The organism is Parabacteroides sp. ASF519 (genome assembly GCF_000364265.2).
In the GTDB taxonomy this organism is placed as follows: Bacteria; Bacteroidota; Bacteroidia; order Bacteroidales; family Tannerellaceae; genus Parabacteroides; species Parabacteroides goldsteinii.
In genome coordinates this window covers 6,491,658-6,504,907 of sequence record NZ_AQFV02000006.1, presented here as the reverse complement: position 1 = coordinate 6,504,907, position 13,250 = coordinate 6,491,658, and the positions used below count along the sequence as shown (strand labels likewise).

General features: G+C 51.8%; 5 protein-coding genes and 1 pseudogene. All 6 read right to left on the bottom strand.

All coding sequences use genetic code 11. The annotated features are described in order from the left end of the window. Positions 1 to 12: 12 nt before the first annotated feature. Positions 13 to 1,203 (bottom strand): PepSY-associated TM helix domain-containing protein, encoded by a 1,191-nt coding sequence (locus C825_RS26160; RefSeq protein WP_010800739.1) that lies wholly within the window; start codon positions 1,201 to 1,203, stop codon positions 13 to 15. Next, positions 1,200 to 2,030, bottom strand: coding sequence for an alpha/beta hydrolase (locus tag C825_RS26155; protein ID WP_009859830.1), 831 nt, complete (start codon positions 2,028 to 2,030; stop codon positions 1,200 to 1,202). Before C825_RS26155 ends, C825_RS26160 begins: the two co-directional genes overlap by 4 nt. 16 nt (positions 2,031 to 2,046) lie before the next feature. After that, on the bottom strand, positions 2,047 to 3,459 hold the full coding sequence (locus C825_RS26150) for a DUF4374 domain-containing protein (protein WP_010800738.1): 1,413 nt from the start codon (positions 3,457 to 3,459) through the stop codon (positions 2,047 to 2,049). A gap of 45 nt (positions 3,460 to 3,504) precedes the next feature. Then, positions 3,505 to 5,801 (bottom strand): annotated as a pseudogene (locus C825_RS26145) (TonB-dependent receptor). A gap of 254 nt (positions 5,802 to 6,055) precedes the next feature. Then, positions 6,056 to 8,395 (bottom strand): translocation and assembly module lipoprotein TamL, encoded by a 2,340-nt coding sequence (gene tamL, locus C825_RS26140; RefSeq protein WP_010800735.1) that lies wholly within the window; start codon positions 8,393 to 8,395, stop codon positions 6,056 to 6,058. Further along, positions 8,395 to 12,999 (bottom strand): translocation/assembly module TamB domain-containing protein, encoded by a 4,605-nt coding sequence (locus C825_RS26135; protein ID WP_010800734.1) that lies wholly within the window; start codon positions 12,997 to 12,999, stop codon positions 8,395 to 8,397. Before C825_RS26135 ends, tamL begins: the two co-directional genes overlap by 1 nt. Between the last annotated feature and the right edge of the window lie 251 nt (positions 13,000 to 13,250).

Genomic DNA, 13,250 nt, shown 5'->3' with positions numbered 1-13,250 from the left:
GACGGTGTGCAGTTATCTCTTCCTTTTCCGCATCTTTTTCTTAATCCAGAAATAATAACCCGTTATGGCGAAGACTGCACCGAGGAAGGAGACCAGGCAACTCAGTATCTTCGTCGTCATGCCACCCCAGGTGCCGGCATGCACGGAATATATCCAGCCTCTTATCTTTCCTGATTTAGGCAGGTCTTTGTATAACTGGATATCGGTGATTTGGCCCGTTGCCGCATCGAATGTGTAACGGTCGCTACCCCGGGTGTTGCCGTATCGGGCGGTGGAAACGGAAGCTGAACCGTCCTGGATGGTGATGGAGTTGTATGCCGGATAGCGGTGCTGCAAATCCGATAGAACGCCGGCCCATACCGTATAATCCGTTCTTTTCTGTTGCCTTTCTTTTCTTTCAGAAGAACCGGAACGTTCCGGATGACCGCCTCTCTCCCCGCGACTTCTTTCCCCCGGCTTTTTATCTTCGGGCTGTTCCTGTTTGGCCGAAGGGGCCGGAGCATGTGCCTGCGGCTGGGTTGTCTCTACGCCGAAAGCCGTATAGAACGCATCCCGGTACCAACCGAACGACCAGGTCAGCCCGGTGAGTGTCAGGACGAGCAGAAGCAGGGTGGAGTAAAAGCCTGCCGCCACATGCAGGTCGTAGAAGAAACGGTACCAGCCGGCGTTCGCCTTTATTTTCAGGCGGTTTTTCAAGGCCTTCCTGTTACGGGGATACCAGATGACAAGGCCGCTTATCAGAATGATGGCCAGTACGAGTGTGGAGTATCCCACAAGCGCTTTCCCCAGTGAAAAGCTGCCGTCGCGTTTATAGGAGTCGAGCAGCCAGCGGTGGAGGCGCATCATCTGCATGAAGAAACCCTGTCCGTCATTGATGCCGGTGACTTCTGCGGTGTAGGGGTCGATGAAGGCGGCGGCCTTTTTGCCCGGCAGCACCAGTTGGTAGGTACGTTTCGGGTCAGGAGTGACGCGGATGCCGTTTATCTTAATGGAGTCGGGGAGTTGCCGCCGGGCTGATTCTATCAATGCGGCCGGCAGGAGCGGTTCGCCCTTCACCTCTTTTACGAAGTAGTGGGAAGGGTGGCAGAGTTCCTGTATCTCCGTTTCAAATACCAGTATTGCCCCTGTCAGGCAGACAATGGCGATGATGATACCGAAGGGTATGGATAACCATAGATGTATTTTAGCAAAGAGTTTTCTCATTTTCCGAATAATTGTTTTATCCCGTCGTATATACCTGGAATGGCGACTGTTCCGTGGTTCTCTTCGGGGAATGATTTATGAAAGAAACGCAGGTTTTTCGCCTGCGGCAATACCTCTGTGAGGAGGTGGTTTACTTTGTTGAGGTGGATGTCCACCCGGTCGGTCCGTTTCTTCGAAGCGACGCCGATGTACAGGCTTTTACCCGTGAAGTCTTTCCCTTCAACCCATGCGGCTGCTTCCTGCGATAGCTTGCCCTGGTCCCACCACAGGCTCGGGTCGACGGCCAGATAGGTGTCGAACAGCTCCGTATGGCGGAGGAAGGTGTTCAGGGTGAACAGTCCCGCGTAGGAATGGCCTATCAGCATATTCTTTCCGTTCGTCCGGCAGGTGCTGTCGATAACGCCGCGGAGCTCTTCGGTCAGGAAGCGGCTGAATGTTTCGCTTCCGCCGCCCTGGGGAGTCGCATCCGGGGCAATCCGGCCGTCCCGTCCCGCTGCCGAGGCTGTCGGCGTCAGGTCGCGTGTCCGGTTGACGTTGAGCACACCGATGATGATGCTTTCCGGGAGGTATTTGCCTCTGACGGTTGTAAATGTCCGGCTGATTCCTACCAGCGAATGAAAGAAAGCGTCTCCGTCGAGCAGATAGATGACCGGATATCTTTTCGTTGTATCCTGCTCATAGCCGGAGGGAAGGTGTATCCAGTAGTTCCGTTCCTCGTTTAATACGGCAGAGTGGAGAGACTGTTTCTTGCCTATACAAATATCCTCCTGGCTCCGCATGGTTAGCGGGAGCAGGAGGAGTATAAGAAAGATATACATGCGAATCATCTTTCGTTGTTATTGTTTACTGTGCAGCCGTCAGTTTACCGACACCGCTCACCTGTGTAGCTTCGATTGTCAGACCTTTGGTTGCCGTGGCAGTTGCCGGGTTGATTTTGTAGATAGCCGGGTTGCCGCCGCCTTCGTTGAAGGTAACGGTTACGTAGGCGTTGCCTTTTTCAACATACGGTTCGTTGCCGAAGCCGGAAATCTGGTCGGTTGAAGGTAGACCTGTTACGTATGTCAACTTCTTGTCTCCGGCCTTGAAGATAGCCAACTGGTTGGCTACATAGCCTGTTTCAGTGAGAGGTCTGTCGTACATCAGCAACATGAAATAATCGTCTGCGATATGCCAGCTACGGAGGAAAGAGTTACCGTTGGTCAGGGCTTCCAGGTTGCAGTAGTAATCGTCGAACTCAGTGCTTCCGCTGGGGATACGAACGACACCGGCGGGCAGCGTTGTCTTCTGGCGGGCATCGGTCATCGTTTTTGCGAAGCTCGGCGAGAATACATATACGTCACCGTTGTCGGCTGCCCAGATCATTTGGTAATACTGGGATTTCATACGTCCGGCGGCATAGCTGATCTTATCCGTTTTGATAAGTTTCTTGCTGGTCATGGTTGCATCGTCGAAGATGGCTACCCAGCATTCGTTCGGATACTGTGTCCACTGCAATTCGTCTTTCTTGTAAGCGCTGCTGTTGGAACCGCCCGATTCTTTCTTCACCAGGTCTTCGTTACCCGGCAATACCCATTTGCCGTTCTGGTCTTTTGTGCCGTACTGGCTCAGACCCATCGGAACGGCGGCTGTGTAAATCTTGTTGTTATGTTCCAGCATACCGGACAGGGTTACGTATTCACCGGTGCCCAGGAAGTTTTCAGACAAATAAGCTTTGTTCTGCGTATCGTTGGTGGTGAATGTTTCGGCTGCCGGGTCCAGGTAAGAAAGCAGGAATACTTTCGGGGTGTAACCGTTTTCGTCGTTCCATTCCGTAGGACCGTCACCGGTAGAAGAGGTCATGATATATTTGTCGTAGATGCCATAGGTGGTAAAACGCTTTACACCGAACTCGGCAGAACGCTTCTTCAGTTCGCCGCTGGCATCCATGATATACGAGCGGGTTCCGCCGGCTTCTCCCTGGTTGTATGTCAGGGCGTAGAGATATTGTTCCTTGAAGAATACCCAGTAGGTTGCACCGTCGTTCACAACGCCGTTGTTGATGGTCGTAACGGTACCTTCGTCCAACGATTCGGCGTTGACCAGCACATTGGTTGTATTTCCGGAAGCCGTTACAGAGGCTGCGATTACGTATTCCGCGTTGTTGTCATCGTCACCGCCATCATCGCCGCCGGTAGATGGGTCGTCGTCACACGCTGTCAGTGTCAGTCCGGCCATTGCAGTAGCGAAAAGGCCTGTTAAAAAGAAATTCTTCTTCATCTTGTCTTGTTTTAATATTGTTTATTACTATTTATTTTAGAGAGATTAATTGCCTAGATAGACACGGATCTTTCCGTAGAATGCCCGTCCTGCTTTTTGCAGGCTGAAGTTGTCGTACAGCTTTTCGTCCGTGAAGTTGCGGCACTCGAACGAGATGTTGTAACGTCCGTTCTGAAGGCTGTAAGAGAGAGTCAGGTTGTGTGAGAACTGGTTCGGCACTACATATTCTCCTTTATTCGAACCGATGATGGAAGAATAATAGGTAAAGCTGTGCAGGTACTGATTGTCGTAAGTCACTATCAGCGTGTTGCCTTTCATCCAGAGGTTACGCCAGTAGAAGGTCACGTCGGAGTCGGCGAAACGGTACGGCAGGTTCGGCATACGCTGTTTGTAGGCGATGTTGTTTGCACCGTTGCTGATGGCCGTCTTTTGGTTGTCGCGGACATTCATCTGCGTATAGTTTCCACCCAGGCTCAGCCAGTTAGCAAAGCTGTAACGGGCGGAGATGTTATAGCCTTTGGTCAGCACCTTGCCGTAGTTGATGTAGCTCGCCGCCTGTTTGCCACCGCTCAGGTCGGTGATGTTACGCTGGATATAGTCTTTGGTGTTGCGGTAAATCAAACCGCCTTCCACATATACGTTATGTTTGTTGAATGCTTTGTTGTAGCTGACATTGAGGTTCAGGTTGTCGCTGTTTTCCGGTTTGATGCCCATGTCGCCCATCTCAAGGTCTTCGTTACCGAACATTTCCTCGATGGTAGGCAGGCGGTAGGCTTTTTCGTACGACAGCTTGGCCTGCAGGCCCGGCAGTACAAAGTAGGTACCGGCAGCCCCGTATCCCATGGAGTTGACGCTGCGGGAGGTGCGGACATATTCTGAACTTGTGTTATCTGTTGCCATCGGGCCGGCTACATACTGGTTGTAATGCTTTCCGAAAACGGAGAGGTTCCAATGTTCTGACGGCATCAGGCGATAGGAGAGGCCGGCAATGTTTTTGCGTGTCTCCTTGTCGATGGCGTCCGTCAGTTCCTCGTTTGTCAGCAGGGAGGTGTTGGAGCGGCGGAAGGCGGTCAGTACGTTGTTGAACGTAAACATATGTGCCTTGCCGATGCGGTAGTTGAGGGTGACCGTACCGTTCCAGTTGTTGTTGTCCGACCGGGTGTGCTGGTAGGACTGTTCGCCGCGTGAGTTCATCAGGTGCTTGTCGCCTGCCCAGTTATATTCGTAGGCGGAGGTATCCACGTTGGTCGTCAGGTTCTTGTTGTAGTTGGCGGTGAATACCAGGTCGAGGCCATCGGTGAACAGGTTGCGTTTGTTGTTTCCAGCGAGGGCATCAGGGAATGGCCTTTGCGATGTTTTTCGCCGTAGACCGTGTTCTGGCGTACACCCGTCTGTATATCCTGGTACATATTGGAATAAGTGAAACCGAACAACAGGCGGTCGGCCCATTTCCTGTTGACAAACCCCAGCTTTCCGATGATGGCTTCGTTATGGTAGGTGTCGTTGAAGCGTTTCACACGTTCTTTCTTATCCGTGTCGAGACGTCCCGTTTCAAAATCCTTTACCGGGGCATCCACATAGTAGTCGTTGTCCGAATAGTTCTGGAAAGCATTGATTTCGTAAGTGAAACCATTATCCAGTGTCTGTCCGAAGTTGACGTATGATTTGTGCGTATTGAACGAGCCGAAAGAATAGGAGGCGTCGAGGAACCAGTTGCGCCGTTTCTTGTTCGTCACGATATTGACAACGCCGCCGATGGCATCCGTTCCGAAACCGACGGGGACTACTCCTTTATATACTTCGATGCGTTCGGCGAAATTGACCGGTATATTGTTCAGGGCGAACGAACTGCCTACGCCTTCCTGCGGCACGCCGTCGATAAAGACCTTCACGTGCTTTCCGCTGAAACCGTCGAGCATCAGCTGCATGTCCGAGCCTACACCGCCCGATTCGCGGAGTTTCATGCCCGGTGCTTTGGCGAGCGCGTCGCTCAGGCTTTTGGTGGAGTTTTGCAGTTCCTTGGTATCCACGGCTATGGCGTTGAAAGCCGAACGTTTCAGGCGGCTGATGCCGTTGGAAACGACTACGACTTCATCCAGTTCTTCCACTTGCGGGGTGATGGTGATATTTTGTTTTACGCGCTGGCCGTTGATAAGCCTGACTTGCTTTTCAACTGTTTTATAGCCGATGGCGGATACGACTAATGTATAATTTCCTGCGGGAGCTTTGAGATGGTAGATACCTTCTTCATTCGTCGTTCCCCCGTAATTGGTACCTTTCAGATAGACTGTTGCAAAGTCAACAATCTCTTTCTCCGTTGATAATATCTTCCCTGAAATCATGGCCTCCCCCTGTGCTTTTACCGTAACCGGCAGAATTACAAGGAATAGTGCAAACATTAGTGTGTTAAATATCGCTTTCAATGTCCGAATCTTTTTACATTATTAAACTGCTGCAAAGGTCGGCTGAAAAGGAAAGCGCATCAATCACCGATTATAGGTAAAAAAGAAGCGTAAGGGAAAGGGGAAAATAACTATATATAGGTATGGAGGGGAGGAGGAATAATAATCGACCTTCCCCTCAACAACTATACTTCCTAGAACGGATACCCGATTGCCAGGTGCCATCCCGGTTTATATTTGGGGACGTTGAAGTAACCATTCTTGTCCGTTTCGTAAGGTACATGTAATGGGATACCCATATCCAGGCGGATCACGATAAAGGTCAGGTCGTAACGCAGGCCGACACCGGCATCCAGTGCCAGGTCTTTCAGGAAACGTCCCCATTTCAGTTGGCCGCCGGGACGTTGCTTGTCTTCACGGATCAGCCAGATGTTACCGGCGTCTACGAATGCAGCCCCGTGCAGGTCGCCCAGGATCGGGAAACGATATTCGAGGTTGGCTTCGAACTTCAGGTCGCCGGTCTGGTCGAGGTAGCTGTAAGTAGTCTTTTCGGGAAGGTAACGGCCCGGGCCGATCGAACGGATCGTAAAGGCACGCAAACTGTTGGCTCCCCCGATATAAAACTGTTCGCTATAGGGAGCAACCCGGGCGTTCCCGTAACTGTAGACGGCACCCGCCATCATGCGTCCGACCAGATGCTGGTTATGGCCGATCTTATAATCGTAGCGTATCTCGGCTGTCCCTTTTACGAACTGGGCAAACTTGTTTCCCAGCAGATGTTTCCCTTCTTCGTTGAATTTCTTTCCGACAATGGCATAGCCGGCACCCAGCAGGTTACCTGCCTGCGAAACGGCAAGCTGGAACCACGTATGGTTCCGGCGTGTAGTGATCGGGGCATCATCATAGGTATAGGTATAACCCATTGCCGGCACGAACTGGTTCTCCAGACTCAGTTTTAACGCCTTGTTATCCTTTGTTATGCTGTCGAATTCATGCGTCGTAGACTGGAGCAGGTTGTACGTCAGCTTGAACGGCGTAATTGAATGGTGACTGGTGGCGGACGACTGGTAATCGTAGGAAGCACTTCCGCCGAAAGCCAGCATCTTGAAGAAACGTGCCCGGTTCAGCTGGTCGACATACAACCGGAAAGAGGTACTTGACGGATACAAGCCGTCTTTCTTCATCATTCCCGGGAAAAGCAATTGCGGGAATGTCAGCGTTCCGCTCAATCCCATCTCCCAGCTGTTGATGGCCGATTTGGCACCGTCCACCCGGTTGCCGGTCTGCCATTCGTAAGAACCGCGCAGGCGTACTCCGAAAGTCTCGCCGCCACCGAACACGTTCCGTTTGGTAACGCTGAAGATGGCTCCCGGTCCCACCTGGTCGTTACTTTTGGAGGTGACGTTCACTTCCAGCTCGCCGTCGAGCGGAAGGTCGTAGACCGTGTTGATCTTCAGATCGAGCGTATCCTGGCGGCGGGTGGTGTCGCGCGGGGTATATTGCATTTCGGAATACCGGAAAATACCCAGGCGTGAATAGCTGGTCTGGGTCCGTTGCTGTTTTTCCTGCGAATAAAGGTCGCCCGACCGGAACCGCAGGCGGTTATAAAGCACCGACGGACGGACGCGCAGTTTGCCTTCATAATAGACGGTCATGTCTTTGTAACGTACCGAATCGGTGGGTGTCTCATTGTTATAGCCGTTCAGCCAGACTGATATATCGCCGATCTTCCACGGGCGAAGAGCGGCACGCGACAGTCCGGGTTTGGTCATGATGCGGAGCGCCACCTTGCCGGGATTCATGATGGTATCAGCCTGGTAAGTGATGAACTCGGGACGGAAATAATAAAAACCGTTGTTGCGCAGCAAGGAGGAGATACGCTGCCGTTCGGCTTCCAGGTTCGTCACGTTGAAGTTTTCACCGTCATGAAGCAGGCGTTCACCTATCGTATTTTGTATCAGTGTATCCATCCGGTGACGCATCCTTACATAACGGATACTATCATAGGTGTAGGGATGGTTCATGGCCACCTGGTAAATGAGTTTTGCTTTCTTCGCATTTTTCGGATTGGTATCCACCTGGAAAGAAGTCGTTCCGTTGAAATAGCCATATTCCTTCAACAGGTTTTGCGCTACCTTGATGCGGACTTCGGGATTTACGGTGGAGACGAACACCGGTTTAGCAGCCAGCTTGTCGAAAATCCATTTCCCAATCTTCCCCTTTTTATTGACAAATGCATTATAGACCCAGAGGCCGAAAGGCAACGGCACACGGATGGACGAACTTCCCAGCAATGCATTGTTGGGCGGATAGGCAAGGGCGCCTTCCACTTCGGCGAGGGCATCTTCGCCGGCGGTGGTTTTATCTTCATCGGTGACTTCTATTTTCTTGATACCGGTGTATAAAACTTCGCCTTCAGGCAGGTTCTTCGTTGTCGAACAGGAAGAGGATAGCAGGATCAGGGTAGTGAATATCGAGGCGATAACACACCCTCTGCCGTTTAACAGTCTGTATAATATGTCCTTATTTTCCATCATTCTTCTTCATTTACCGGTTTGGGTCGATTCTTTTTAAAATTGAACAGTTCGCGTAGATGGAGCATCTTGCGGCGCAGGACGATACCGGCGCCTGTTTCGGTGATCTCACCTTCCAGCAAACTTTCGTAGTTCTTATCGTGGAACAGCTTCACGTAGCGGGTTCCGCTGGCATCCAGCCGGTATTCGATCGAGACATTGTCGATAAAGGCCTGTGTCTGGCTGCTGTTGCTGGCATTTTCGCCGGTCGAGATGCGTCCGCCCAGCACGACACGGATGCGGTCGTTCCAGAAACGTTTGGCAAAACTGAAATTATAATCGGTACGCTGGCCGCCTGAGCCGTCGCCGTTCTCGTCGTAGGTATCCATGCCGAAGGAGATGTCGACCGTCTTCAGGGCACTTCCGGCAATGTTGCTGATCTCACTGTTGAGGAAGCTGTTCAGGGCGGCACCCATGTTCAGATTCTGTTTGCCGCTTCCGGAGTTGCCCAGATACATGCCGGTCATGATCATGCCGACTGCCAGTTTCGTGCGTTCATCTTCACCCAAGCTGCTCAGTTCGGTCTGCATCGCCTGGTCTTCGGGAGCCGTCAGGACGAATTGCAGGCCCAGGTTCTCCAACTGCTGTTTGAGGGCGATGCCCACGTCGAAATTCACCATGCGCGGATTCTGTCCGCTGAGCGTCACGTTCGTGCGGATACGTTCGGTGGCAGTCAGGTTCAGGTACGGGTCCATCGGATCGCCGCTCCACTGCACATAACTACCGTTTTCGATATTAAATTCTTTCAGCGGGATGACCGGCAGGGCATATTTTACAATACCACCGGAAAGGGTATATCGTCCGTTCAGGATCATCTCGCCCTGCGGGGTATATTGGAAAGAAAGGTCGCCACCCCCTTCGAGTTCGACTTTGCTGGAGCGGTCGGGGGTAATGTCGGCGTTCAGCCGTACGGACTGGTCGATGCGGATGGTCAGCAGCATATCCAGGCCGCCCAAAGGCAGCGGGGCTTCTTGCCGGCGTCGGTTCACCAGCGTGTCTTCGAATGAAGTGAAAGTCACCAGGTCGGATAGACGGTCCTGTACCGTCAGCGGCGAGTCTTTCATGACATAAGTCACATTGGTTCCTCCCAACAGTTGCAGGTTGCCGCGCATCATTAAGGCATCCAGCGGACCTTTGACCGTCGACGCCAGGTTGACGAGCAGTTTGCCGTACACCATGCTTTCCTTGTTACGCTTCACGTCGAGCAACTGCATGTTGTCGGCATTTAGTTTCAGGTCGGCCATCATCCGCGAAGGATTATTGAAGTCGATCGTGCCGTCTATCACGAACGGGTTCTTTCCGGCTGCGTGGATATGGTATTTGTCGAACAGGATCTTATTCTCTTTCACCACGATTTTCTTGTCGTCCACCCGGAAACTGGTACCCACGGCAGTGACGAACATTGAAGTCGAATCCATTTCGATATATCCGTTCATTTCGGGAGCTTTGCTGCTGCCCTTTATCGTCATGTTCCCTTCGAGCACGCCGCTGAGCGCCGCCATATTATCCGGGATAAACGGGTTCACCATATCCAGCGGCAGATGTGTTACGTCGAGCGTCCCGTCCAGGTGGTCGTTTTTCCCCATCTTGTAAAGGGCGGTTGCCGACATGACTTCGTTTTGGTCACGGAAGAAGTGCATGTCGACCTGGTGCGTATTGTCGGCCAGCGGGAGATAAACGGTGCTGAACATCAGTTCGCCTACCCGTCCGCCTTCATAGATCAGATTGTCGATATTTGCATCGACAACGACCAGGAACGAACTGTCCGACGGAGCATATTGCATGTCGGCGCTCAGGATACCCTTCATCGATGGTATCTCCGCAAAAGCCTTTGAGATCACATCGAGGTTGATCTGGCTCAATTCCAGATGCAGTTCCTCCATCTTATCCTTTTCGGGCAACGAATGTATCCACAGGGAGGCGTTCTCTTCGCCCGACAGGCGGAGGTCGGCGGCAATATCTTTTTCGTTCTTATAAAGGATATAATTGTCCGGGTTCAGCTTGAAAGGGCGGAATGCCAGGATCGGATTGTCCGGGAACAGATGGAGGTTGAAACCTTCTTCCACCTTGTCGGCACGCAGTCCGAGCAGGATACCGGTTTTCCCCAGGCCGTCCGTGTACAGGAGTTCGGCATCGGCAAACGTATTCCTGACCTTCCCCTTGACTCCGGCTGTGAACGGAGCCTGCTGGCGGAATTTCGTCTTGATGACATCGGCCTGATACAACAGTCCGAGCGAGTCCTGCCGGATCGCAAAGCTGACTGTGTCTATCCGCGTCGTGTCCTGCATCAGGTTATAAATGCCGGCATCCAGCCGGAAACCTTCTTCGGGAGAGGTGAACGCCTCCAGGTTCAGGTTGTTGAACGAGACGTTTGCCTGTTGCAATATATTATAAATCGGATTATCCTTCCCTGCCGATATGGTCAGATGCATATCCGGCAGCAACGGTTTAAAGGCGGGGATATTGATCATCGAATCTTTCTCGAGCTGTTTGTTCAACCCTTCGGAAATCTTGTTGAACTTATCGGTCATGGTCTCCAGGTCGGAGTTGCCGGTCAGCACGATCCCGAGGTCGCCGGCATGGAAGGAGACGCGGGTGGTGTCCTGGGTGCTTTGGGCGTGCAGGGTCAGTGTCTTCGGTTTATAAATACCCGTGGTGGTAGTCAGTTCCCAGTTTCCGAGGGTGACGTCGACCAGGTTGTTCTTTCCCATGTCGGTTTCCGCTTCCGCGAAAAGCTGGAAGGAGGTTGCCAGCGAATCGTTCATTAGGTGCATGCCGTAGAGGTCGAAGTTTTCGACATCGGCTATCAGCATGGCTTTGATCTCTTTCTTTTGCAAGGTCGCATTCAGCGTCATATCCATCTTTGCCAGCGGATATTTGCTCAGCAGGTCGAACTTTACGAAGTTCTTTTCCAGCGAACCGGCCAGGGTGACGTCCGATACGTTGTAATTGCCGTATCGTATATCCGTCAGTTTTCCGTCCAGCTTTGCCCAGGAAGAGGTTTTGAAGGGATCGAACCCTTGGCCTTCCGCCTGTATGGATGCGCTCATATAATAGAGCGAGTCGAGCGGCATAAAATGCACAGGTTCCAGGCTATCCACTTTCAGGTCGGCTTTATAAGCCTCTTTGGCCGGGTTGAAACGGCCTGTCAGCAGGACTTTTCCTTTGTCTTCTTTCAACAGGAGATCGGCTTGATACTCATTGTTTTTCAGAGCCGCCTCACCGGTCAAGGTGATGCCTGCCGGGATATTATACCGGTGCCGTTCGGCGGGGGAAAGCATTGTCAGCAGGAAATCGAGGTTGCCGGTTTTTGCTTTCAGGTCCAGTTTTCCAGAACGGCGCACACTGTCGGTCAGTGCTTTCATCGTTCCGGAAACGTCCATGCGGAAAGTCCCCGGCAACTCCGCTTTCAGCTGGCGGAGCAGCATGGACGATAAGTTTCCCTCTACTCCGGCAGTCAGTGAAACCGGTTTCTGCGGATAGGCTTTCTGAAAATCTTCGGGCAGTGCACCGGCGAATGTCATCACATCTTCTTTTCCCAAAGAGGCGGTTAATAACACCCGCATATCACCTTCGGGGTTTTCGTCGAACGAACTCCAGGGAACCATCGCCATCAGGCGCGCTTCCGAAGCAGCTGTTTTCAGCAATAATTGCGGTACACTAATAGTCGTGCTGTCACTGTGAAGGCTTCCGGTCAGCGAAGTGATCGCCAGTCCGGAACGGTCGTCGGCAGAGAGTTCGCGTATCCGTGCCTTTATGTCCCTCCCTCCGTAGAACAGCGAATCCAGGGTGATATTGACATTACTCAGGGCGATATGCGATGGGTCGAAACCTTTCACCGGCTCCTGGTCGTTGCCGTCGTATCCCAGTGTCGAACCGGTCAGTGTGAACAGGTCCGCCCCATATTGTGAAGTGCCCAGGTCTACGACGCCGTCTTTCAGGTTCGCCTTATCTATATAGGTAGTCAGGCGCAACGAGTCGGCAGGCATCTGCAGGGCAAACGCCACCCGGTCGAAATTGATTTTTTCCAGTTTCAATATCCAGTTGACTGGGGTGGAGGTGGTGTCGGCTTTCGTTGTCGTATCGTTCAGTAGCAGGGTGATAGCGGTATCGGACAGGTCGATTGTATTGAGCGCCACCCGTTCTTTCGAGAGATTGATGCGGTCGGCCTTGGCATATAAGCGTCCCAGCACGCCTTTTATCTCCATGCCTTCGATAAAAGTCCCGGTATTCACTTTCACCCCTTCCAGGTTGATAGCGTCTACCAGCACTTCTTTTTTCAGCAGAGGCAAGGCTTGCACATTGACGGAAAGGCTTTTCAACGTCAGAAGCGTATCGGTGGGAGCCGTCAGGACCTCCACCCCCCGCACAGTCAGGTTCAGCGGGAAGGAGAGGCGTATCCGTTCGATCCCGATCTGCATCCCGGTAGCTTTTCCGGCATAGTAGGCGGCCTGTTTCACTGCAAAATTCTGTACAGGCGGTATATATAAAAGCACAGAGACAAGTAGTATCAATACCACCGGTATCAACAACACAATCCCTATCCGTTTTATCCAAATCCTCATCTTTTTATCAGCGTTTTCTTTTTTATTATCATAACGGCTAAATACCCTGTTTTGTTTGAAAATTCTTTAACAAATATAGAAATAAAATTTCGTAATAAAAACGGGGTAATGTGATAATATGCCAATTTCGAAATGGCTGATACGGATAGAGACGGGATCGAAACGGGAGGTTTCAGTCTGTCGCTCCCTTCGTCTTCCTTCTTTTGCAGTATGTTCTGCACGTTGCGTTAAATGATCTTTTGTATAATATC

Bases quoted from the DNA above. Each gene is read 5' to 3' on its own strand.
- C825_RS26160 (WP_010800739.1), bottom strand. From the start codon at position 1,203: ATGAGAAAACTCTTTGCTAAAATACATCTATGGTTATCCATACCCTTC.
- C825_RS26155 (WP_009859830.1), bottom strand. From the start codon at position 2,030: ATGATTCGCATGTATATCTTTCTTATACTCCTCCTGCTCCCGCTAACC.
- C825_RS26150 (WP_010800738.1), bottom strand. From the start codon at position 3,459: ATGAAGAAGAATTTCTTTTTAACAGGCCTTTTCGCTACTGCAATGGCC.
- tamL (WP_010800735.1), bottom strand. From the start codon at position 8,395: ATGGAAAATAAGGACATATTATACAGACTGTTAAACGGCAGAGGGTGT.
- C825_RS26135 (WP_010800734.1), bottom strand. From the start codon at position 12,999: ATGAGGATTTGGATAAAACGGATAGGGATTGTGTTGTTGATACCGGTG.